At 38.5% G+C, this 24,616-nt stretch carries 21 protein-coding genes; 6 read left to right on the top strand and 15 right to left on the bottom strand.

The window, feature by feature from the left end; translation table 11 throughout:
* Positions 1-164: 164 nt before the first annotated feature.
* Positions 165-2,348, bottom strand: a complete 2,184-nt coding sequence (bglX, locus tag QJ048_RS16070) for a beta-glucosidase BglX (RefSeq protein ID WP_282335420.1) — start codon at positions 2,346-2,348, stop codon at positions 165-167.
* 978 nt (positions 2,349-3,326) lie between these two features.
* Between bglX and QJ048_RS23470 the strand changes: the two genes are divergently transcribed.
* Positions 3,327-3,569, top strand: a complete 243-nt coding sequence (locus tag QJ048_RS23470; RefSeq protein WP_425607791.1) for an Arm DNA-binding domain-containing protein — start codon at positions 3,327-3,329, stop codon at positions 3,567-3,569.
* A 246-nt stretch (positions 3,570-3,815) separates the two neighbouring features.
* Here QJ048_RS23470 and QJ048_RS16065 read toward each other — a convergent pair whose 3' ends face one another.
* From QJ048_RS16065 to QJ048_RS16035, 7 genes are all read right to left on the bottom strand, one after another.
* Positions 3,816-4,322, bottom strand: coding sequence for a hypothetical protein (locus QJ048_RS16065; RefSeq protein ID WP_282335419.1), 507 nt, complete (start codon positions 4,320-4,322; stop codon positions 3,816-3,818).
* A 122-nt stretch (positions 4,323-4,444) separates the two neighbouring features.
* Positions 4,445-5,188 carry a hypothetical protein gene (locus tag QJ048_RS16060; RefSeq protein WP_282335418.1) on the bottom strand — a complete coding sequence of 248 codons (744 nt, stop codon included), beginning with the start codon at positions 5,186-5,188 and terminating at the stop codon, positions 4,445-4,447.
* 274 nt (positions 5,189-5,462) lie between these two features.
* Positions 5,463-6,245 carry an RMD1 family protein gene (locus QJ048_RS16055; RefSeq protein ID WP_282335417.1) on the bottom strand — a complete coding sequence of 261 codons (783 nt, stop codon included), beginning with the start codon at positions 6,243-6,245 and terminating at the stop codon, positions 5,463-5,465.
* 188 nt (positions 6,246-6,433) lie between these two features.
* Entirely contained in the window at positions 6,434-6,721 is a 288-nt protein-coding gene (locus QJ048_RS16050; RefSeq protein WP_282335416.1) for a DUF1330 domain-containing protein, read from the bottom strand.
* Positions 6,722-6,776: 55 nt separating this feature from the next.
* Positions 6,777-7,244: a RidA family protein gene (locus QJ048_RS16045; protein WP_282335415.1), complete on the bottom strand. Its 468-nt coding sequence runs from the start codon at positions 7,242-7,244 to the stop codon at positions 6,777-6,779.
* Between the two features lie 61 nt (positions 7,245-7,305).
* Positions 7,306-7,476 (bottom strand): hypothetical protein, encoded by a 171-nt coding sequence (locus tag QJ048_RS16040; RefSeq protein WP_282335414.1) that lies wholly within the window; start codon positions 7,474-7,476, stop codon positions 7,306-7,308.
* A gap of 22 nt (positions 7,477-7,498) precedes the next feature.
* Positions 7,499-8,023: a hypothetical protein gene (locus tag QJ048_RS16035; protein WP_282335413.1), complete on the bottom strand. Its 525-nt coding sequence runs from the start codon at positions 8,021-8,023 to the stop codon at positions 7,499-7,501.
* An 890-nt stretch (positions 8,024-8,913) separates the two neighbouring features.
* Between QJ048_RS16035 and QJ048_RS16030 the strand changes: the two genes are divergently transcribed.
* Both QJ048_RS16030 and QJ048_RS16025 read left to right on the top strand, forming a co-directional pair.
* The gene (locus tag QJ048_RS16030) at positions 8,914-12,030 is read left to right on the top strand and encodes a glycosyl hydrolase 115 family protein (RefSeq protein ID WP_282335412.1); all 3,117 of its coding nucleotides are present in this window, start codon (positions 8,914-8,916) and stop codon (positions 12,028-12,030) included.
* A 364-nt stretch (positions 12,031-12,394) separates the two neighbouring features.
* Complete coding sequence (locus tag QJ048_RS16025; RefSeq protein WP_282335411.1) at positions 12,395-13,873, top strand: serine hydrolase domain-containing protein; 1,479 nt, start codon at positions 12,395-12,397, stop codon at positions 13,871-13,873.
* Positions 13,874-13,885: 12 nt separating this feature from the next.
* On the opposite strand, the gene QJ048_RS16020 is transcribed toward QJ048_RS16025, so the two are convergent.
* The 5 genes from QJ048_RS16020 to QJ048_RS16000 form a co-directional block, all read right to left on the bottom strand.
* Positions 13,886-14,347, bottom strand: coding sequence for a type II toxin-antitoxin system RatA family toxin (locus QJ048_RS16020; RefSeq protein WP_282335410.1), 462 nt, complete (start codon positions 14,345-14,347; stop codon positions 13,886-13,888).
* Positions 14,348-14,758, bottom strand: coding sequence for a hypothetical protein (locus QJ048_RS16015; protein WP_282335409.1), 411 nt, complete (start codon positions 14,756-14,758; stop codon positions 14,348-14,350).
* Positions 14,759-14,936: 178 nt separating this feature from the next.
* On the bottom strand, positions 14,937-15,971 hold the full coding sequence (locus QJ048_RS16010) for a hypothetical protein (RefSeq protein ID WP_282335408.1): 1,035 nt from the start codon (positions 15,969-15,971) through the stop codon (positions 14,937-14,939).
* Positions 15,972-16,216: 245 nt separating this feature from the next.
* The gene (locus QJ048_RS16005) at positions 16,217-16,609 is read right to left on the bottom strand and encodes a hypothetical protein (protein ID WP_282335407.1); all 393 of its coding nucleotides are present in this window, start codon (positions 16,607-16,609) and stop codon (positions 16,217-16,219) included.
* A gap of 139 nt (positions 16,610-16,748) precedes the next feature.
* Complete coding sequence (locus QJ048_RS16000; protein WP_282335406.1) at positions 16,749-17,189, bottom strand: VOC family protein; 441 nt, start codon at positions 17,187-17,189, stop codon at positions 16,749-16,751.
* A gap of 605 nt (positions 17,190-17,794) precedes the next feature.
* On the opposite strand from QJ048_RS16000, the gene QJ048_RS15995 reads away from it, so the two are divergent.
* From QJ048_RS15995 to QJ048_RS15985, 3 genes are all read left to right on the top strand, one after another.
* Positions 17,795-19,597 carry a beta-galactosidase gene (locus tag QJ048_RS15995; protein WP_282335405.1) on the top strand — a complete coding sequence of 601 codons (1,803 nt, stop codon included), beginning with the start codon at positions 17,795-17,797 and terminating at the stop codon, positions 19,595-19,597.
* A 41-nt stretch (positions 19,598-19,638) separates the two neighbouring features.
* Complete coding sequence (locus QJ048_RS15990; RefSeq protein ID WP_282335404.1) at positions 19,639-21,297, top strand: beta-N-acetylhexosaminidase; 1,659 nt, start codon at positions 19,639-19,641, stop codon at positions 21,295-21,297.
* 127 nt (positions 21,298-21,424) lie between these two features.
* Complete coding sequence (locus QJ048_RS15985; RefSeq protein WP_282335403.1) at positions 21,425-23,368, top strand: TlpA family protein disulfide reductase; 1,944 nt, start codon at positions 21,425-21,427, stop codon at positions 23,366-23,368.
* 102 nt (positions 23,369-23,470) lie between these two features.
* Here the strand turns inward: QJ048_RS15985 and QJ048_RS15980 are convergent, their stop codons facing one another.
* Together QJ048_RS15980 and QJ048_RS15975 are read right to left on the bottom strand one after the other, a co-directional pair.
* Positions 23,471-23,899, bottom strand: a complete 429-nt coding sequence (locus QJ048_RS15980; protein ID WP_282335402.1) for a hypothetical protein — start codon at positions 23,897-23,899, stop codon at positions 23,471-23,473.
* 249 nt (positions 23,900-24,148) lie between these two features.
* A complete protein-coding gene (locus QJ048_RS15975) occupies positions 24,149-24,529 on the bottom strand; it encodes a DUF5071 domain-containing protein (RefSeq protein WP_282335401.1) in 381 nt (126 codons plus the stop codon).
* Positions 24,530-24,616: the final 87 nt, after the last annotated feature.

Genomic DNA, 24,616 nt, shown 5'->3' with positions numbered 1-24,616 from the left:
TAAACAGAATGGGGCAGTAGGTTTTTGGAGACACTTTCCAAGGATCTACGCAAAAGAATTCCCGGAATCCCAAGTTGGGAACCAATTAGAAATAAGTTCACAGCCTGTGAACCAAAATTTTACAGACATTTCAAACAAGAAAAAAATTATTAAGCGGAACTCGTCTAACTTGAAAGCTCAAAACTTATTTCTTTTGTTTCGCTAGAATTACTCCCAATATATACTTTGAATGTGCCTGGTTCATATGTCTTCTTTAAATCCTTATCGAAAAAATACAAATCATCAAGACCAATAGTAAAGTTTACGATTTTGGATTCGCCTGGTTTCAGTTCTACGATGCTGAATTTTTTGAGTTCCTTAATTGGGCGTATTATAGAGCAAACCGGGTCGCCAATGTATAATTGCACAACTTCACGTCCGGTATATTTTCCTTTATTGGTAAGCGTTATAGTAGCATTTATGAAACCATTTGGCTTCATTTTTATGTCGGACAATTTAATTTTTGAATATTCAAAATGAGTATAGCTTAATCCGAAACCGAATGGGAAGAGTGGTTTATTACTGGCATCCACATACCCCGTCTCAGATTGTTTTTTTCGTTTAGCATAAAAATTAGGAATTTGTCCTGCGTTGGCCGGAAAAGTAACCGGCAATTTACCTGACGGATTATAATTTCCAAATAACACGTCCGCGACGGCATCTCCCCCCATAGTGCCCGGAAGCCATGCTTCTAAAAGCGACGTAGAATTATCAGCTATCTCTGTTAAGACCAACGGGCGACCATTAAAAAGTACATTTACTATGGGCTTTCCGGTTTGATGTATGGCACGGACCAACTGTTCCTGCTCAGGAGTAATATGCAAACCAGCCAATCCGGCAGTTTCTCCTGTGAAATTCGCCTGTTCACCAACCGCAAGAATAATCACATCAGCCTGTTTTGCTATTTCAATAGCTTTTGAAATTGAATCACTCCCATTATTTTTATAGCCATTAAGCCTACAACCTTCTGCATATAAGATTTTTGTAGACGGCCCTACAACATTTTTAATACCATCAAATAAACTAATTACATCTTTCTCATCACCCTTACAATTCCATCTACCCATTAAATCTTTTTTATCCTTTGCTAATGGTCCAATGATTGCTATTGTTTTAATATTTCTGGACAAAGGAAGCAAGTCACCGTCATTTTTTAAAAGTACCATGCTTTTTCTTGCCATATCGAGGGCCTTCTCCTTGTTTTCTTTCGAAAGTATTTCCTTTTTTTCGCGTTCTTCATCAAAATATTTGTATGGATTTTCGAATAAACCCATATCGAATTTAGCATTTAACACATTGCGAACAGCCCTGTCAATTTCCTTTACATCAATTTTTCCTTTCCTGATTAAATCCGGGCCAACCTTCATTAATATCCCGCTAGTCATGTCCATATCAATACCTGCTTCTAATGCCATTGCTGCCGCCAAAGAATCATCCCCGCAAACTCCCATGGAAACCAGGTTTGAAGTTGTTCTCCAATCAGTAATAACCATCCCTTTGAAACCCATTTGGTCACGAAGTACAGTTTTCAATAAGAATTTGTTGGCACTAGCCGGAACTGCATTGTAGGAGGTATATGCACTCATGAGGCTACCTGCACCTGCGTTAATAGCAGCCTGAAATGGCGGAAGATACAATTCACGCAAATCCCGTTCCGAATAATCAAGGATAGCATAATCTTCTCCTGACAAGGCAGCACCATATCCTGCAAAGTGCTTAACACACGCCATTATATTGGTACCATTAGTATAACTGTCACCCTGAAATCCTTTCACCCTGGCAGATGCTACTTCACTACCCAGATAAGGATCTTCTCCGGCACCCTCCATGATGCGCCCCCAACGGGGGTCGCGACAAATGTCCACCATTGGTGCGTAAGTCAGCTGAACTCCTGCAGCCGAAGCCTCGCTGGCCGCAACGGAAGCAGACTGTTGTATAGCCTCCATATCCCAACTGGCTGCCTCAGCTAAAGGAACAGGAGCAATTGTTTTATAACCATGGATAACATCTTCCTGGAACATCAGGGGAATGTGAAGCCTTGAATTCTCAACTGCTACTTTCTGCAATTCACGATTATTGGCAGCTCCGTTTGCTTTTAGCAAAGCGCCTATTTCTCCCTTTTTTATCCTTTCTTTTATGATTTCTTTTTGTGAGCTATAATAAGCAAGCAAATTAATCTGCCCGAACTTCTCTTCCAGAGTCATTACTTTTAACAAAGAATCGATTTTTTGATTCTTATTTTCCTGAGCATTCAATCCAATTGCGGCTACAAGCAATACAAGTGTGGGTATATATCTAAATCTAGTCATATATTTCAACTTTGCAATAAATTATTGTAATGGTCAAGCTGACCGAGGGTATGGCCTTCTTCAACTCCCACATCAATTAAATGTAGTTCCTGAAAGTAAAATTAAACAAATGGCATTTACCGTCCCTGTTTGCGAAGCAAATCGCGCAACCGTTTGCGTGTGAAAAAATAATTCGATGAGTATTAAAACGTTTTGTTCTTCAAGTTGTCAGGTCGGTCCTAATCCATTGCGTAATAAAATTGTCCAACTCATAATGAAGAAAACAAATGATATTAGTAATGCGATTGCAAGTCCAATTAATATGCGATAAAGTTTAGATTGCTCACTTCGCTTCCAAACTATTGGAATCGTTACCAGTGGCGTTATGAAAATGGCGAACCATATTATTTCTCCTATGCTATCTAACATGTGAATTTTGTTTTTTGTCTATGCAAAACAATAATCAATGTGATATGGCTTGTTCTTGTGCTTGTACAAATAGAAGGTAGGATGTTCTCCTTTGTCTGGATGGTTGAAGAGTGAACTTACTATTTATTCAGGAAATCAAAAAAAACAGGTAACGGCATAACTCACACGATTTTTCGAAAATGGCTTTTATTAGAATGTCATTTCTTGCTATTTTTGTAGGGTATCAGCTCTTAAAATATTCCTGTGTGCAAATCCTTGAGTAGTTGATTTTTTAGAAATTTATTCGGTTAAAAATCAATTTTTTATAAAGCATTTTCGAATCTTGTCCACCCGACTTTTAAGCTCAATAATGTAATATTATTGAGCTTTTTTATTGGCTATAATGCAATAGGAATAAGGATTCTAGGGATTTCTAGTTAAATTATAATAATTTACTATATGATCAAAATAGCTTCATTTTAGGCTAATTCCTGAGACCAATCCAGTTACCACCGCTGAGACCAAAAAAACCTCCAAAACCCTTACTCCATCTATATTTCAATTTTTCACCCTTTTAAAAAGTACTAAAAAATGAGACCAAATACGTTTGGTGTCCATTTTATTGTTAGAAGCAATAGAGAGGACAAGCAAGGCCATGTGCCTGTATATGCCAAGGTCAATATTAATAGCCAAGTTCTGCTTCTTTCATTAAATCATAGAATCCCGTTGAAATCTTGGGACAGTGCAAACAAACAACCCAAAAACACTTACAAAGACTATCACCTTATCCTCAATGGGCCAAACAGAAACTATGTACTTTTATGGGAAGTTTAGTTTTGTCTTTTGTTGTTAGAGAAGATAGGAATTTCACCCATGGCTCAATTCCATTTTCTATGACTATTTTTGAGTTTGGATCCAAAAGGTCAACGATGATTTCCAAAACGTTTTTTTGTGGATCCTTTTTTAGATTTAACCTTGAAAATAAGTACAAAAGCCGATGTATATCCGTCAGTCCGAACTATAGCCGAAGTGCTAACACCGCTGATGTTTATTCCGTCCTACCACGCTTGGGCAAAAAAGCTATTTGAAATAATCTTTATACTCTTCGTCAATCATTGTCATATCCACACTTTTGCTTTTTCTTTTTGGGTCAAACAAATATACCTTCCATAATTCATCCAACTTGGTCAAGTTTATTAATTCTTGTTTTTTGTCTCCATAAATAAACTTTAAAACTTTTTTACCGTTACAGTCAATTATTTTCAGCTTTACACTATCAAGAAATGTTTGAGTCTCGTTTAAATAAAAAGCATAATCGTCTTCACCTACATAAAAGTCTTGTCCTAATTCCTTTTTTCTTTTTGCAATTTGTGAACTATCTGCAGTTACAATTACCGCACAAGTCTGGTCAATAATTAAAGTGTCACTAATAGCAACGATTTTTTCTACTTGAGTCGCTACTTTCTTCATACTGTCAGCATGGTCTATTTTGTCATTGCCACTATTGGCTGCTTCATTACAAGAAGCAACCACTATGACAATTAGTCCAACACAAAATGTCTTTAAAAAAGAGTTGAGAAATGTCATTGTTTTTTTAAACGAAGTTAGGGTTCGAATAAAGTTGCCCGCAACGAATCCGTATTTGCGATGGCAGGGCGTTCTGTCGCGCCAAGCTATTGGAAATACTTGCGTTAGCGTAGTTTTTAACTTCACCTTTTGGGCAGTGTCAATTCAGCCACGAGCTCTGCTAAATTCATAATCAATGTCGCTTCATAAGGAAGTGCTTCATCTCCAAAACTGTCCAAATAGTTATTGACGAATTTTATTTTAGAATTTACAATGTCAACGACTTTTTGAAGTTTTGATTTTGATGATTTTTTTATCTTTTCATCTCTTTCCAAGTCGTCCGAAATTGCCCATTCCTCAAAATATGGAACTAAGTCCCGTAAGTCTTTGGGAATTTTTGAAGTGTCAATTATTTCAACACTATCAGGAAATTTATCTTCAATAACCAACTTTATTTTTTGCAAGAATTCAATTTCTGGAATAAGTTGTCTTGCTTTGTCTACCAATAACTTAATTACATTTCGGTAAACAAAAAGAGCTTCGTTCTTCTGAAGTTGAATTTCTTGGATGTCTTGCTGAATTAAGTCAACACAGGAAAGAACAGAATTGTCATTTGAATGATTAGTGTAAATATTACGTTCTAAAAGCTCGTTAGCTAAACATATATTTTCAGGCTGATTTATTGCAAATAGTAACGATGTTTTCACTTTTGTTTCAAGCATAATTCTATCTGAAAAATCATAAAGTTTGAATCCATTACCTTTTTCATCTTTTATCTTGAAAAATCTAGTGCAGGTATTACGAACATTAGGGTCGTAAAGATTTATTTTTTGACTCGTCGGTTTAAATTGTTTTGTCGAGTTTTTAATATGCTCAGAGATTGTCATAAAATTAACGCTAACGTTATAGTATTTGTGATGGCAGGGCATTCAGTGTTTCGTCACGCTGGTACCGAAGTTGATTTAATTGTTTTGCCGAAGATAACTACAAATACACAACAGTGCACTGCCAGCCGATAACCGGAGCTGAACAGAATTACTGCTGCCGAAGTGCGGTTCGTCAGCCCTGCTGTTGCAAAGCATCTTGTTGGGCGTTCCTTTTTGGGTTTGATTTTATTATTACTGCTATTTTCTATAAGAAATTACTGTATAACAGCATTTGCTATTTGAAAATTTTTTCTAGCAACACGTTGATAACTTCCACTAAGATCAAAAGAATGATAACCCATTCTAGCACCACGCTGTTTCGATATTGGAGTAAGTCCTTGAAAAGTTCTAAATTGTCCTTTACAATTTGCAGTCCTTCCTGGATGGTGCGAAATCGTGATTGCAGATCAAACGTTTTTTTTAGCCCTATGTCCAATTTATTGAGCGTTTCATTTTCCCACGTTTCTTCCGGCGAGTCAAAAATGTATAAATTTGCAGAGATTTTGTTTTTAAGGTTAAGCGTCCTGCCAATGTATTTTTTCAGCTCGACACCACCTAAGTCGATTTTCCCTTTTCTTTCTAAAGCTTGAGTATGGTAATTAGTTTCTTCCAGTAACAAGTTGGTTTGCTGGTTGTAATGATCCAAGGCTACACTTTGTGAAGCGTTGAGCATAATCAGCCTGATCATTTCAATATCAGGTTGGGGTATTTCAAGTTTATTATAACCGTAACGGATAGAGGATGCATTGGTTTCTATCTCAAATTCATCGCTCAATCTTTGGTCAATAGGATTTTTGCAATAAGAAGTTATCAGTTTTAAAAGTGAAGTCGTATCAATTTCATTATAACCCAAGAAAGAGACCACGCCATATTTAAATACATATAGATATTTATATGCTTCCATATGGTAAAACAATTCGTCTGTATCAGCATAATGAACATTGACAGTAAAGGCAGTTCTAAACTGTTTTAAATCAATGCTCTCGGCTACCTGAAATGAAATAACTTTTAAATTCATTGAAACAGAATTAAATGTGTGAATTGATTGGGCCACGGCAACTAGTAGAAAAATGCTAAAGTCATTATTATAGGCAGTTCAAAAAATGAAGCCCGACGTTCACGGCTTGCCGAAGAACTGGTATTTGAAATTCGTCCAGCCCGAACTGCTGCTAAATTTATAATTAAAAGTTCATTGTTATCCGATTACTAAACACCTTCAACTAAAATCATTTTTGTTTTTGCAGTTCTTTGTCTAATACTTTTAGCTTTTGAATACATTTCAGAGCTCCACCATTCTTTGGCTCGTTCAATTGTTGGAAACTCTAAAACTGCAATTCTTTCTGGTTGCCAATTTCCTTCCAAATTTTCTGTCTGCCCACCACGAACGATATATTTGCCTCCATAAGATGATATGGAAGAAGGGGCTGATTTTTTATATTCTTCATACCCTTCTTTGTCTATAACCGATAGTTCAACAATTATATAGGCTGGCATAAGTTAAAAGAAGATTTATTGATTTTATTTTAATGGTTCATTTAATTCAAAATGGTTAGTCCTCAATCTCAACTATTACTTCAACTTCTACTGCTATATTCATTGGTAAGACATTTATTCCTACCGCACTACGAGCATGCCTTCCTTTGTCATCAAAGACTGAAACCATCAAGTCGCTATAACCATTTATAACTTTTGGTTGCTCAAAAAAGTCGTCTGTACAATTTACCATTCCCAAAACTTTTACTATTTGTTTTACTCTTTTCAGGTCGCCTAATTCAGTTTTCAAAACAGCTATATGACAAATGGCTGCGAGTCGGGCAGCTTCATAACCTTGTTTAATACTAAGGTCTTTTCCAAGTTTACCAGTAATGTAAGTATCGTCAGACTTTAAAGGTCCCTTGCCTGACATGAATAACAGTTTACCTACTCTTACACAGTTTACATAAGTGGCAATAGGTTGAGATGCCTCTGGTAAAATAATTCCAAGTTTTTCAAGATTTTGTTCAGGTGTTTGTGCCATAATAGTATTGATTTGTATTACCGACAATAATTTAAAAGCTTGGGTTTTTCTCAACACGATATCAAAAGCATTCTTCGTCGTTTTCAAATCTTACATCTACTTTAATATTCGTATTGTCAGATAGGGTTTCTTCTTCGTAAATCTTTGTATACTGGAAATCGAACGGGGGAATAGTACTTCGATTTATCGCGGCAATGCAAATATTTTTAAGGGAGTTGTCTGACTTTTGCATTTAGGAATCTTTTTAAGCATTCTTACTTCCAACTTATTTTTACTCTTATTCTTTGCATGCCTTTTGCAGAAAATTGTTCCCCAAATATCAGGTCATTTTCAAAAATATCACTTGCGCCTTTGGTGTCAGTTTCAGGTTGATATGTTTCTTTACCCTTAATATAAGCAGCCAGTTCTTTACGATTTTTTTCAAGCAACTCATTAAAATCGGCTTCTGAATTGGTATCCCCTTCCCACCAATATTCAATCAATCTCAATGTGCTATCGGGTAATGAGTAGTAATACGAAGTTTCATAGCTAAACCCTTTTACTTCTTTACGGTAAACTATAGGTTGAGCAAGCTTGTATTTTGTTCTTCCTGGAAAATAATCTTCGGAAACTCCAATTGGGTAACCGTATTTGAATAGACGACTGTTTTGCTTTTTTTCAATTGAATCGATAGCACCTATTGATATTCTTTGAAATTGAAAACTTTGTGCACGCGTAATGAATGGCAGCATGAGAAGTAGTCCGTGAAGAAAGGCATGTTTCATAGTTAGTTGTTTCAAGGGTTATTATTTTATGTTAGGGCTATTCAGCTATTTAAGTTATTGAAATCGACGATAAGGCAATGCTTCGCCACCTAAGTCACAGACAAAGGGTTTGGGTGGTTAAAAAGTGAACTTACTATTTATTCGGGAAATCAAAAAACAAACGGGTAACGGCATAACTCACACGGTTTTTTGAAATAGCAGTATACAAGAATGGTGTTTCTTCCTATTTTGTAGTCTATCAGTTCTTAAAAATATTCCTGTGTGCAAATCCTTGAGTATTTAATTTTTTAGAAATTCAGTTGATTAAAGATCAAAGTCTTATATAGCTAATTCGAATCTTATCCACCGACTTCAAAGCTCAATAATGTAATATTATTGGGCTTTCTTATTTGCGTAATTTATTGGTAATAAGGACTTATGACTCAGTTGCAATTATTCCCTGCAAACAAAGACGTCCTCATTTCAGGCTATTTAGGAGTCCACAAACGGAGTCCATGACTGAGTCCAAAAAATCCTCTGTAACCCTGATAGGTCAGGGTTGTAATTTTTCAACTTTCCAAAAGCACCTAAAATGAATCCAAATACATTTGGACTCCACTTTATTGTCAGAAGCAATAGAGCGGAGAGTCAGGGGTGCCCCTATATATGCCAAGATCAATATCAACGGGCATGAATGCCATTAGGATTGCGGGAAGCCGGTGTCGAAAAGAATTAATTTTTCGCAAAGAGCAAAAGTGTCTGAGAGGATTATTAGCAGACCAAAAATTAATGTGCAAATACCTATTTTTATTGGGCAGACTATGCAGGGCTATATTTGTGTAGCTGTATCTGATCTAGAGCACTTGATAAAATAGTGGTGAAGTTGAAATAAGTTATAATAAGAATCGAAAACCGGTCGTAGTTGTATGAAGAAACAGATTGCAATAGCCAGAATTGTATTTTTCATTTTTGTTAGCAGTATATGTTGGAAGGCCCAAGCTCAAAAGGGAGTGGATAGCAATACTCATGTGTACCTGCTCATTGGTCAATCGAACATGGCGGGCAGGGGGCTGGTTGATGCTGAAAGCAAACTCATCGATCCGCAGATCATCATGCTCGATTCGCAAAATCATTGGGTGCCTGCAACTGATCCTGTTCATTTCGATAAGCCCAAAGATGCAGGTGTGGGCCCCGCCATCAGCTTTGCAAAAACTATTAAAGGAGCGAATAAGAAAATTAAGATTGCACTTGTTCCCTGTGCATGGGGAGGTTCACCCATTAAAGTATGGGAACCCGCTGCCAGTTATTTAAACGCTCACCCTTACGATGATGCCATTAAGCGTGTAAAGATTGCTATGCAAACAGGCGTATTGAAAGGTATTCTCTGGCACCAGGGCGAATCGGATAATGATTCGGCAAACTCCTGCGTTTATGTGGAGAAACTCGTTGCACTGGTAAATCGCTTAAGAAACGATCTTCAAATGCCAAACCTTCCCTTTGTCGCAGGAGAGATCGGCTATTTCAACAAGAAAAATTTTATCAATAAAGAAATCAATCGTCTGCCACAGCAGGTGAACAATACATTGGTTGTTTCTGCTAATGGGTTGGAGCACAAAGGCGATAATCTTCACTTTAACACTGCATCGGCAAGAGAACTGGGCAGGCGTTATGCGGCGGCTATGCTACAGTTGCACCAGGACAATTCACTGGCAATTGCTGAATATCAAAGCAATACTTCGTTTCAGCTGTTCAACAAAGCTTCAGTTGCTTCCATTATGGTTGATGAAAAAGATGCTAAAGTGGTATCACTTGCAGCTGAAGCATTTGCCCGTGATGTAGCATTGGTTTCCGGAAAACAAATGCAGTTAAAGAACAGAACATCTTCTTCATCCATACAAATTATTGCAGGTACCCTTGGAAATTCTGAAGCAGTCGACGCACTCATAAAAGAAGAAGGGATTGATGTATCTGCTGTAAAAGGAGCGTGGGAAAGTTTTCTTATCAAAGTAATCAGTCCAACGAAACTGCTGGTTGCCGGCAGTGATGCGAGAGGAACGGCCTATGGCATTTTCCATCTATCAAAACTCATGGGTGTTTCTCCATGGGTATGGTGGGCGGATGCATTGCCAGAGAAGAAAAACCAATTGTACATTTCAGGAACATATACATCGAAAGCACCGTCGGTAAAATACCGGGGCGTTTTTTTGAATGATGAAGACTGGGCCCTGCAACCGTGGGCCGCAAAAACATTTGAACCTGAAACAGGCGACATAGGGCCAAAGACCTATGCAAAGATTTTTGAATTGCTGTTGCGGCTAAGGGCGAATCTTATCTGGCCCGCGATGCATCCTTCTACAAAAGCATTTTATCATTATCCTAGCAATATACAAATGGCTGCCGATTATGCTATTGTTGTTGGTAGTTCACATGCTGAGCCCATGTTGCGGAACAATGTGGATGAATGGAAAGAGAAAACAATGGGTCCTTTTAATTTTCTTACCAACCACGATTCGATGTATCACTACTGGGAGGAAAGAGTAATACAAAGCAAAGGGTTGAACGCAATTTACACGCTTGGCCTTCGGGGTGTACACGATGGACAAATGCTTGGTGCGAAAACGCTGCAGGAACAAAAGGAGCTGTTGGGTAAGGCGATGAAAGAACAACGGGAAATGTTAGCAGCGCATATCAATCCGATAATTGAAAAAGTCCCGCAGGTATTTATTCCTTACAAGGAGGTGCAGGATATTTATGATGATGGATTTGAAGTGCCGGAAGACGCAACCCTCGTTTGGTGTGATGATAACTACGGTTACATCAAACACTTTCCCAATGAAAAAGAAAGAGCGCAAAAGGGCGGCAATGGTGTGTACTATCACCTTTCATATTGGGGCAGGCCCCATGATTATCTCTGGCTGGCAAGCACTCACCCTGCACAGCTTTATACACAGATGCGAATGGCGTATGACAAAGGAGCAAAAGAAATGTGGGTAGCTAACGTGGGAGATATTAAGCCTTGCGAATATTTAAGCGAATTATTTTTTGATATGGCATGGAACATTGATTCCATTACCAATAACAGGAAGGGACTGGAACAACATTTACAAAGCTGGCTTGGAAGGGAGTTTGGAACAGCTAACGCTAAAGAGATAGCTTCAGTTATGAATGAATATTACCGCCTTGCTTATATCCGTAAGCCAGAATTTATGGGTGGAACCCGAACAGAAGAAAGTGATCCGAAATATAAGGTGGTGACAGATCTTCCCTGGAGTGAAGACGAGATCAATCAGCGGTTGAAAGCTTATGACGTAATTGATCTGAAAGTGCAGCAGCTTGCTAAAAGCATGCCTGTTAAAAAGCAAGACACCTGGTTTCAATTAGTTGAATATCCTGTAAGGGGTGCGGCAGCTATGAATAGAAAGTTATTGTATGCACAACTGGCCAGGCATGGTAAAGCTGGATGGCCATTAAGTGATGCAGCTTACGATACCATTGTTACACTTACCAATAAGTACAATGCATTGGGGAACGGAAAGTGGAAGTACATGATGGATTTTAAGCCAAGAAAACTTGAAGTGTTTGATAAAGCAATTCAAACGCACACAGATAAGCCGTTGGTGCAACCTCTGCAACCGTTGCTTGTTCTCAATGGAGCAGATTATAGCTCATATACAGGTCAAAAGCCTATTGCTTATGGTTTGGGTTATCTTGGTGGGGCTGTAAGTGTAGCAAAGGGCAGTTCAATTCAATTTCAAGTTGCGCTTAATAAAAGTGATTCAATCGGTATTCGTTTGGCTTTAGCGCCCAATCATCCTGTTGAAGGAACAAAGATTCGCTACTCGATCCAAGTGGATGATGGTCCTCCTCAAACAATTGATTATGCCACCCAGGGGAGAAGCGAAGAATGGAAGCAAAATGTTTTAACAAACCAGGCAATCCGTACAACAAAACATTTTATTGGGAAGCCGGGAAAACATGTCGTGAAAATCACAGCAGAAGATGATGGTGTGAGCATCGATCAGGTAAAAATATACTCGGAATAAATAAGGCGGCGGGGAAAATTAACTATTCTATAAAAACATCCATTCTTGTTTTTCTATTACAGATATTGCGCCTTACTTATCGATCATAGGCTTTTTGCTTATGGATTTCACTTTTTGAAAGGCTTTGCTGGTGCTTCACATCAGGGTTGGGTGTTTAAATCGTTATCAGAGCATTCGATACTTGTCCTGAATAGCCGCTAGGTACTCGGCAGTTTGTCTGGCTTTGGCGGTGAAATCCAAACCAATGATTACGTTCCTGTTTAAATTTTGATAAGGATCGTTGTAGCAAAAAAGCTTTTCTTTTTTAATATTTTTAATATAAGTAAACAAATAGTTTCCGATAAAGAACTCCAATTTTACATATATGCCAAAGAAAAAAACATCCGTTACCGTGATTTTATATTGTGCTGGGATGCTCATATCTTTTGTCGGTATCGCACAAAATCGAAATCCTGTTTACAACGAAGAAATAGAAAATAGAATAAAACAGGTTGAAAATAATTTAAGTGGGCAAGTGCACATACAGGATAGCGTGAATACTTGCAGCCTGCAGCAACGTATGAAAGATAACGGGATTTTTGGTGTCAGCATTGCAGTTGTTCACAATTATAGGTTAGAATGGGCGCGTGGTTACGGTATGGCAGATGCTGTTACACAAACACCTGTAACAACGCGAACGCTTTTTCAGGCGGCATCCATTAGTAAATCAATTAACGGGATTGGTTTATTAAAACTGGCGCAGGATAAAAAGATAGATTTGTATGCAGATATAAATACATACCTCACCTCCTGGAAATTTCCATACGATACCATAAGTCGTGGTAAGAAAATTTCTGTTGCCAACTTATTAACTCATACTGCAGGTCTCACCGTGCATGGCTTCTCCGGTTATTCAAAAACAGATACGCTTCCTTCAATTATCCAAATACTCAATGGTGAAAAGCCTGCAAATAATACAGCTGTACGTTCGCGTGAAGAACCGGGCAAACGCTCTCAATATTCAGGAGGTGGTATTACTATTTCCCAGCTCATAGTTGAAGATGTTACGCATCAGCGTTACGATGAATACTTGTGGCAGCAGGTGTTGAAACCGATGGGTATGTTGGCAAGTTCGTATGCACAGCCACCTGCAAAAGATAAAGAAAAAATTCTTGCTACTGGCTACCGCCAGAATGGAAAACCGGTGGAAGGTAATTATCATATTTATCCTGAAGAAGGTGCTGCTGGTTTGTGGACTAACCCCGCCGACCTTGCTGCCTATATAGTGGAAACACAATTGTCGTTACAAGGTAACAGCAGCAAGGTATTAAACAGTGAAATGACCAGACTTCGTTTAATGCCTTATATCGATAGCAATGTCGCTCTTGGTGTTTATATCATGCAAAAAGGCGATGATAAATATTTTAATCATAATGGCGCCAATGAGGGTTTCCGGTGTGTATATTATGGAAGTATGAATACCGGCAATGGGGTTGTGGTGATGGTTAATTCAGACAATGGTAGCATTCTTGAAGAGATTGTGAACAGCGTTGCTACCGTATATGGATGGAAATATTTTTTTAGACCTGAAGTAAAAAAAGCAGTGGCTGTTACAACCGAAATGGCCAATGCATATACTGGCAGGTATGTATTAGCTAAAGACACAATTGACATTAGGTTTGAAAAAAAACCAATGCTTATCGTAAATAACCAGGAATTTTATCCCATCTATTTTTCAACTGAAAAAGATTTCTTCTCACTTGATCTGCCTTTCAATCTGAGCTTTGAAAAAGATGCCAGTGGAAAAGTAAAAGACATTTATTTTAAAAATAGTGGTAAAGAATTCCGGGCGAATAGACTATAGTTGGACGGTTTGTTAGCCTGATCGGTATCGTTTATTTTCAAATGTGTTCTTTAAATCAATAAGTCGCTGTTTTACGTTTGCCTGCAAGTTGTTTGTAATAAATTTTGTCATTAAGTTAAATGGAAATCTAAGTGTGAAAGAATATAGAAAAATGACTTCTGTCGTGCTGTTTGAAACTTGCTTAAATGTCCAGGAACCTAAAAACGACTTGAACAAATAAGGGCCTTTAGTCATTTTGATTGCTGTTACTCTTGGTCTGCTATATGTCACATATTCTGTCACCATACCAAGCCCATTTTTAGCAACACAATAGGCTTTAACACCTTTGTCAGCTTGCTTGGCGCCTTCTATTAGTTCAGCCTTTTTTAAAAAAGTATCCCAGGCTAAACGATTATTATAGTCTTGTGTATAGTCAAAAACGGTTTCTGCTTTTTCGTTTATCAGGATTGTCTCTGTAAATTTTATTGATTCCATTTATTCAGCGTTTTTCTTTATCGATTTCAATAAATAACGCTGAAAAACTTTCAATATCATTCTTGCAGGAATATTGAATAGAAAGTAAAAACGTTTGTTAATGCTATATGTCGTTGTTAGTTGTAGTGTTGTCGTTTGTCCCGCTGTTGTTAAATAGTAAGCGCCTGTTGGGATTTGAAAAACGCCTTCGGAAAGTTCAAAGAAGTATAAAACTTTAAATCCTTTTTCCGGATTGAATGAAAACGAATATTCTCTCAATGGTTTCCAAACTAATATTTCCTGGATAAACTTTTTCCCACTGTCAAAGTACGCAATTCGTTTTCCACCTTGCCCTTCTGAAATAATGTCTGCTCTTAATGGTTTTGGAATGTCAAGTAGTTTGAAGATTGTCGGGTCAGAAAATTGTTCCATTTTTACATTCGTAATGTTTTCCCAAATGCTTTCAGGTCGAGCCTTAATCTCTATTGCCGACCCAAGAGTCTTAACGATATGTCGATTAGTAGTTGTCAAATTTCTTCTGTTTTTAGTATCTCTTTCCTTCATGACGAAATGCCGATCTTTGTTCTGGATTAACTACAAATCAAATGTATTATTTCACTACAGTTATAGATGTAGCATAGCCATTTCCAACATGTACAACTGATCCATCTTTCCAATAATCTGCTGTATTAAACGAAATATAAATACTACTGTCGGAGGCAAGAATAGCATTTCTGTTTCCGGTAGTATTCATATAGTTTGCTGGATTGTTTAAGAAAGTCATTTTACCATTCTTCCAACAGACTGCAAAGTGATTATCAACATAACCGGCCACATTCATATCGTTTCCAATGAAAGCTATTCCCGTTGCATCCGTTGTAGTAATAGTACTGTCGGCAGGAGTAGGCAAATACAAGGAGTGCCTGGCATCATTTTTCCAGTACACTGCTCCTCTGGTGATCGTTGTAACATCTATTGTCCCCGCAATGTAAACGTCATTATTGTATATCAAAATTGATTTTGCAAATGAATGTGTTGAATTTTCAAGGAGGTGTAATGTGCCATTCTTCCAATATGCCGCTAAGGTGCCATAATTTCCTGCTGTTCCTACTACATAAATATTTCCATCGTTGGTCACGGCAATTGCATTGGCAGTTGAATATGGACTATTGCCGAGAGATACAATAGCTCCATTCTTCCAATAAGCAGCAACATAATTTCCATTTATCATTGCAATTCCCGCCACATACACATCTGAGCCGGAAACCACAATGGAATTTGCCTGAGAAGGAGCATTACCTAATCTTCGCAGGACTCCGTTTTTCCAATAGACTGCTTCTGTAGATGAACCTCCGCCAGGAAGATTGTATCCTGCATTACCTGCAACATAAACATCGGAGCCCACCACGGCAATGTCTATTGCATTCTGTCCGCTGTCGAGTTTTATGGGAGTGCCGTTCTTCCAATAACCGGCAGAGTTACCCAGTCCACCAGGGAAGTTCATATACCCGGACATATAAATATCAGGCTTATGCACTACAATATTGTCCTTCTTACTTTGACATGCTACGGCAAGAAAAATAATTAAAACTGATAATACCCAATCTTTAGTTCGTATCGTATTTTCCATTGAAGTGCTTGTCATAGCTTACTGTAAAATTAAGGGTTAGGAATTCAGAAAAATTGCTGGGGTTTGGGTGGTTAAAAAGTGAACTTACTATTTATTCGGGAAATCAAAAAACAAACAAGTAGGAGCATAACTCACAACGTTTTTTTGAAATAGACGTCTATAAGAATGGTGTTCATATTAAATATCAAAGCTTTATAAAGCTAATTCGAATTCCTGTTCACCGACAAAACACAAATGCAATGTTGTGCTCTGTGCTTGACTCATTTACTCATTGCAATCAGATAAATGAACCGAGCTAAAATAGAAAACAAAAGAGTCATAATCAGGTAATAGGTCGCGTTAAACGGCTTATATATTTTAAAATTGGTCAGCGATTTTGTAAATAGAAGCGTCACTATAGTGGAATAGGCCAATACATTGGCACTGGCCAAAATGAAAAAAGATATAAATGTGTGTTCTGCAAAACAATCCTCAATCAACAAAAAGGGAAATAAGTAGGTTATTTTTTCTGCTAAAAAGTTAGCTATTGCACCGTCACCCAATGTCCCTTCATCCTTCGCAAATGCACAAATAAAGGAAAAGCAAAATAAAAAGACAAACAGTATTGTCCCTGCAAGACAAATGTCTATTCTAGTTTTGCTTATTGTAGTCATTCATTTCATTATTTCCTGTGAGAATATTTGAAACGTCATTATCAATTAAACACAAAACAAAATAGCGATTTATAGTTGAATGCTCACTCATTCAGCCACAATTTAATAGACACGCTGTTGGGTGCTCGTTGTTTTCTACTTATGCTTTTCCGTTATAATTTGGGTCAAATTCCACAATCCATTCAATGCCGTATTTGTCTCTGAAGCAACCAAAATATGACCCCCATGGACTATCTCCGATAGGGCCTTCTACCTGTCCTCCCACAGAAAGCCCATTAAATAATTTATCTGCTTCTTCTTTACTTTCCGTGATTATAACAATTTTACTTCTGTTCTCATTTTCGTTTGTTTTTCCCATACTTTCCGGAACATCATTAGCCATCAGCATATTACTTTTTCCGATAGGCAAAGCAATATGCATAATTTTATTTTCTTCTTTTTCTGCTACCGGAAATTCAGCGCTTGCAATGTCTTTGAAACGTACAACTTTTGCAAACTCTCCGCCAAATACTGATTTGTAAAACGTAAATGCCTCTTCCGCATTTCCGTTGAAGTTAATGTGAGGATTGATAAGTGCCATGGTTAGGTTGATTTTTGCTGCTCAAACGTACGGCTTAACTACGAAATAAATAGGGTATGATCGCGTCAAAAAAAGAGCTGATTGCGCCAGAGGTTGTAAGGATGTGTCCGTTTAGATTGATCGCAAACGGTTAATAGATTCCGGTGCATGTATTCCGGAAAGGACCTTTTCACAGACTGGGCACCCGGAAAGCATGGGCGGGTAACCATTTAAAAAGGATTATGGAATATTGACATTTTACTGTAGTATTTTTATTTGTTTAGCTAATATTCTACAGTTAAAGTAGGCACTCAATAATAACAAGCGTAGATGTCTATGAACAAAGAGCACACAGCCTCGTGGAAATTTTCATCTGCTCTGAAAGTAAACAGGGATGGGGTTGCGGTACATTAAATGAAAGTTGCTCGCCCAACGACCAGTGCCCTATATGGGGTTTCGATGCCCGCCTAGAATGAAGAAAAAAACATCGATTTAAGAAGAATAAAAATTGCGCAACCGTTTGATAAGAGTTTTTGACGTGCGGTTTGATATATTTATGTCAATATCTTAGGTTTTTTATAACCTGTTGTGCCACGGTCATCAAGAGTAAAAATATTTTGGAAATAATGATAAAGAAAATAGTTTTTGTTTTAGTCTCACTGTTCATGCTGTCAAACAGCTACGCACAAGGCAAACATGTTTTTAGTTTAGGGAAAAATGATTTTTTATTAGATGGAAAACCCTTCAGAATTATAAGCGGTGAAATGCACCCTGGCCGCATTCCCAAAGAATATTGGCGCCACCGCATACAAATGACAAAAGCGATGGGATGCAATACCATTGCCTTGTACGTATTTTGGAACCACCATGAAACAGAACCGGGAAAATTCGATTTTACAAGTGAGAATAGAAATATCGGTGACTTTCTGAAAATATGTGAAGAAGAAAAGATGTGGGTGCTCCTGCGCCCGGGTCCATACGTATGCGGTGAGTGGGACTTTGGAGGTTTGCCTTCTTATCTTTTAAAGACACCGGATATCAAGCTCCGTTGCATGGACAGTACTTACCTGAGTGCTGTTAAGCGCTATGTTAGCCGTTTATCCGCAGTTGTAAAGTCGCACCTTGTGACTAATGGCGGCAACATACTCATGGTGCAGATTGAAAATGAATACGGCAGTTTTGGTAACGACCGCACTTATCTTGAAACATTACATGGGTACTGGACAAGCAACGGCATTAACACGCCATTTTACACCGCTGATGGTCCTACGCCGTATATGCTCGAAGCCGGTTCCTTGCCGGGCATGGCTGTGGGCCTCGATTCCGGCGGTGATCCACGCGATTTTAATCTGGCTGCTAAAACGAATCCCGGTGTTCCCGTTTTTAGCAGTGAAACATATCCCGGCTGGCTTACCCACTGGGGTGAAAAATGGGCGAAACCCGATACGACATCACTGTTAAAAGAAATAAAGTTTTTGCTGGACAGCAGTCACTCTTTTAATTTTTATGTGATTCACGGCGGAACAAACTTCGGCTTTACAGCAGGTGCAAATTCTTTTAGCGCAACGCAATACCAACCAGATATTACGAGCTACGACTACGACGCTCCTATAAATGAACAGGGAAGAGCAACTCCTAAATATTATGCCCTTCGCAATCTGATCAGCAAGTACATAAAAGATGTGCCTGCAATACCGGCGCCAATACCTGCAATGAACATACCTGAAATTAGAATGCAGACATACTCATCACTATGGAGCAACCTGCCTGCACCTGTTAAGTCTGCACAGCCAAAACCCTTTGAGTATTATGGCCAGAACCAGGGCATGATGGTGTATAAAACAAAACTGATCGGACATAAAAGCGGCAAGTTAACCATTACGGAACCTCATGATTATGCGCTGATATTTTTGAATGGAAAATTTATAGACACTATTTTTAGAGATCGCGGAAAATGGACAGTGAATCTTCCCAAAACAGATGTAGCAAACCCCGAACTGGAGATATTGGTAGAAGGCATGGGGCACATCAATTTCGCTCAATTCATGATTGACAGAAAAGGTATAACGGATAGGGTTACACTAAATGGAATGACACTGATGAATTGGGAAATTTACCCATTGCCATTTAACGAAAAATATGTAACGCAAATAAAGTCTTCAGCGGTAGACACAGCCCGTCGTGGTACGTTTTTCCAGGGAAGTTTCAATTTGCCGCAAACAGCCGATACTTACATAGACATGAGTCAATACAAAAAAGGAATGGTATGGGTAAATGGTCATAACCTGGGCCGCTACTGGTATGTGGGGCCGCAGCAAAGATTGTATTGTCCAGCTTCCTGGTTGAAGAAAGGAGAGAACAAGGTTGTGGTTTTTGATTTATTAGAAAATCAGGCAAAAAATATCATTGGTAAAGAAACCATGGAATAGGAGTTAGTTTTTTTCTATTTAAAAAATAAAGTTCAAACAGAATGATGACGTCAAGATTGTTTGCTATTGCAGTTAGTTTTTTTCTTTTAGCTAGTGCAACTGCACAGGAAATTCTTATTACGCCCAAGCCCGTTTCCGGTGTTGCCGGGAAAGGTATGTTTGTAATTAAACAGAATGCAGGTATTAAAACCGCAGCCGGCTCTATGAAGTCTGCGACATTTTTGAAAGACTACCTTTCTAAAATGTATGGCGTTTCAACCAACGTAAATGGTAAAGGCAAAGCTGATATTGAATTGAAAATAGCTGCCAAAAACAACGCTATTAAAGGCGCATACCATTTATCGGTTACCGGTAAACACATCTCCGTTATTGGTGATGATGAAGAGGGTGTTTTTTATGGTGTGCAATCGCTTATACAATTATTGCCGGTTCAAAAAACAGGCACAGTAAGCGTTCCTGCCGTGGAAGTAGCAGATGCTCCACGCTTTGCTTACAGAGGTGCACATTTGGATGTGGGCCGTCATTTTTTTGATGTGGACTTCGTAAAAAAATATATTGATCTGCTCGCAATGTACAAGCTCAATGTGTTTCACTGGCATTTGACTGAAGACCAGGGCTGGCGCATTGAGATTAAAAAATATCCTGAGCTGACGCAAATCGGTTCTAAAAGAAATGGTGAGATCACTGGTCATTATCCGGGTCAGGGCAATGACAATAAACCTTCGTCAGGTTACTATACACAGGAACAGGTAAAAGATATCGTTGCATATGCGGCTGCCCGCTACATTACAGTCATTCCCGAAATAGAAATGCCTGGCCATGGAAGTGCCGCCATTGCTGCTTATCCGTCTCTCAGCTGTTTTCCAAAACGCGTTACACCTCTGCCAATCAACATGGTTTCTATGGAGAGTGTTAAGCAAGCACAAAAAGAAAACAGAGTGAAATTTGTTCAGGAAACATGGGGTGTATTTGACGATGTTTTCTGTGCAGGCAAAGACTCAACATTTATCTTCCTGCAAAATGTTTTGGATGAGATTATTCCATTGTTTCCTGCTAAGTACATACACATTGGTGGTGATGAATGTCCTAAAACAAACTGGAAGCAATGTCCTTTGTGTCAAAAAAGAATGAAGGAAAATAGCCTGAAAGATGAACATGCTTTGCAAAGCTATTTCATTGGAAGAATGGAAAAATATATCAACTCGAAAGGCAAAAGCATCATTGGCTGGGATGAAATACTTGAAGGTGGCCTGGCACCAAATGCAACTGTAATGAGCTGGCGCGGAGAGCAGGGTGGAATAGAGGCGGCCAAACAACATCACGATGTTGTTATGACGCCGGGAAGCAATTGTTATTTCGATCATTCCAATTCAAAGAATGAAGATTCATTAACCATTGGCGGACTGTTGCCCATCGAAACAGTGTACAGTTACAATCCTGTGCCTGCAGCTCTTTCAGCTGAAGAAGGTAAATATATTATTGGCGTGCAGGCTAATTTGTGGACAGAGTACATGAGCAATCCTGCAAAAGTGGAATACATGTTACTGCCAAGACTGAGTGCGATGAGTGAAGTACAGTGGACAGCTCCTGAAAATAAAAGCTGGGCCGATTTTCAACCTCGTCTGTTACATGAATTTAAAAAGTATGACTGGATGGGATTGAACTATTGTCCGGTTTATCTGAAAGAGAACAAGAATTAAAGCAGCTATATTTTATAAGTTCGAATCTTTTCAAAATAAAAGGTCCGTTGAGTAATGCTCAACGGACTTTTTTATTTTGTGAATAATGTTTTGTATTATGCAAGTGCTTTAACCTTATAAACCCAATATGAATTTTAACAAACCTTCTCTTACCTCAAGGGTAACTATTTTAATTTTTACTTTTTTTCTTACTACTACACTCTCAGCACATCAATTACCTGCCCGCATGTTTGGCAATTGGTACGCCGCATCGGGAGAATGGCGATATGGCTTATATGATTCTTATGCAGTTGCCAAGGGAGATTTTTGGCAATACAAAAATGTTGCGGCCAGGAAGACCGGTGGTTTTATAGTTACTTTAAGCAAAGGCGCAGATACAATGCTGATTGAAGTTTCCGAAAAATCAGGGCATTCGGCTGTTGTTAAAACCGGGATTAAATCAGAAACACTTTATGAAGCGCCGCCAACCAAAAAAGATTTTGCCAGTCATACCGATATGGCATACCCGAAACCTGTTTTTAATAAAGGAGTTTTTGTATTGAAAGGTGTTGTAGGTGGATTTAAATCCGGCTCACCGAAAGCTGCAATCATTTCAGGAAATTTTATTAGAAATAAATTTCAGCGTTTGGTACGAATAGATAGTATGGGCAAATTTGAGCTGTCTATTCCGCTTTTAGCGCCGCAGTACGTGTTTATTGAATACGGAGAGAGCTGGCATCGCATTTGGGCCGAGCCCAACCGTGAGTTAATGTGTTTTATCAGACCGGAAGGAAAGCAGGAATTGGCATATCCATTTGCATTCAGCGGCGATTTGGGTTTGCTGAATGAGGAACTGCAAGATTATCAGGCTAACCGGAATTTGAAATATTCACAGGACTCATTCAGAACTCAACTTTCCCTGCAAAAAAATGTGGCCGGATATTGCAAAGCGGTATCTACGTACTTTATGCGGTTGGACAGTTTAAGAGCGGCTGTTTTGAATAGCCACCACTACTGCGATAAAAGCAGGCAGCTAATAAATATGGATGGGGTGTATGAAAGGTTTGACTTCAGGTATCCCAAATTCCCGTTGAATCGTGCAGATTCTAATTACATAAGGAAATGGCAGGGCAATTTTCTTCTCCCGCTTCAGGAAAAAGAAGAAGATGGAATATTGAGCGATAATTATTTGTTTTTTATCAATCAACAGGTAAGGGATAGCAGTAAGTTTAGCCAGAAGTTTCAACAGTTGTCATCATCTCTGCAACATATCGACCTAACCCTGAACGATATTATATCTATTATGAAACAACTGGATAAGGAAGGTGGCTTAACTAAGATGGAAAGTTATCTTGTTGATTCCATTCAAGAAATACAAAGTAACAACAAATTAGATTCTACAATTGTAGGAACATTGAACTCACTTATCAAGCCGCATGAAGAATATATCAACAATCAGTTAGGGGACAGAACTGATAGTGTTAATTGTGATGTTTTAACCCAGGCAATGCAGGCTGTGATAAAAGAATCTAAGCATTCGGATTTCTCAAAAGATATTTTCCTTATTAATCAGATTAATACGTATCGCTGGGTTCGTGCCAAACTATATCAGCGTCTTTCTCCTATGATGGTGTCAGAAAAGCTGAAGGAAGTGGCAGAAGCAAGTGTCAGGGAACCCGAGTTTCAGTTTGAGGACGCTCAGAGTATGCAAGTCTTTCAACAAGTTTTTAGTCCGTACAAAGGGAAAGTGCTGTATGTCGATTTCTGGGGAACATACTGCTCTCCGTGTTGGGGCGAGACCGCGTATTTAGAGAAGTTAAGAAGTCATTTGAAAGACAAGGATGTAGTATTCTTATTTATAGCCATCGATGATAACAAAAGTAAGTGGCTTGCTGATAAAGAAAAGTTTGCGCCCGGCGCCGAGCATTTGTTTGTTGAAGGAGATACCGCAACCATATTGAAAGCGATGTTTGAAGTCTCCGGGGTTCCTCATTCGGTAATCATTGGTAAGGATGGGAATGTCGTGTCTGCAAATGCGCCAAGGCCCAACCAACAACAAGACATCGATAAGTTGATAAATGCGAATTATTGAGTTAATACGAGCATGATCCTGTTCAAAGTAAAAGTCCGTTGAGCATTACTCAACGGACTTTTTTAATTTGCGAATAATTCTGATAGAACTTTTTAAAATAACTTAACGAGAATGTTCTTTTTTTGATTCTCCGAACAGCCAGTTTTGTTTTCCCGTCGCATTAGGCATATTCTCAACCTGTCCATTATCTGTTTTCACAGAATTCATTTTATAACAAACGCTGTTGTTTGGAACGGTGCAAGGCATTTTATCTATAGGCATTTGATAAATATCGGAATGTGTGTTGCGACCTATCAATTTGGCTTGTTGTGATTGATAGGGCAGCAGTTTTGTTACAGAGATTTCAGTTATCTTAATTTTTCCTGCTGCACTGTTGTCCTTATTTTGTACAGGGCCAAGTTTGGGTAAATAATTCTTTAGATCGTAATCTTTCAATTGCGGAGTTTGCATTTTTAGTGTCTGTCCGTAGGAGTTCGTCAGTGCCAGCAGACTGATCACACAAACAACAAATGAAGGAATTATTTTTTTCATAACGCTTAGCAGTTTTAAAAATTGGATGTATAGGTAGCGATAAATAAGATTGGGAATTATTTTACCTACCTTATCCAGTTAAATATAATGCATTAAACTGAGATCGTCCAGAGATAGAGTTTCTTAACACCGATATTAACGTTTTGCAGTCGCCGAAAATACCGATAACCTCACATGATAACTATTCACTCACTCGGGCTGTTCGGGGTGTTCCGAAGGGCATGATCGTTATGACCATTCACAGTCATTTTAAGAATATTTTTCATTCAAAATAGCAATAGCCTCCAGATTAACTTCATCCTCAATTTCGTCTTTGGTCGGATACTTCGCAATCCGTTCAATTTCTTTCAAGAAAATGTGGTCTTTCTCTTTTCTTCCAAATGCTGTCAAGATTCCTAGTTTCCACATGCCATCGTTTGTCTTCAGGATTTGAAGCAAGTCAGGCACCAATCTGTCAGAATATTCATCCAGCACTCCTGCAATAGACCTTGCTATTGGCCAGTGCAAATCCTGTAGAAATTTCAGCAAATCAGGAACAATAGGCTTTATTTCCTCAAATGAAAGCTTTTTAAGTCCCTCAATGACCTCCTGATCGTCTTTATGTTTTGGAATGAGTTTTCGTACATCCATTGTTCTTTTTAGTTTTTTTTGAAAATTTTCAACCTTAGCTGTTCGGGATGTCCTGCGGAACATGTCGAATAGCCCTATAGCTCTCAA

Origin of the sequence: Pinibacter soli (assembly GCF_029961145.1) — a bacterium.
In the GTDB taxonomy this organism is placed as follows: domain Bacteria; phylum Bacteroidota; class Bacteroidia; order Chitinophagales; family Chitinophagaceae; genus Pinibacter; species Pinibacter soli.
The sequence above is the reverse complement of the archived record's forward strand: the minus strand, read 5'-3'. Positions and strand labels throughout refer to the sequence as shown.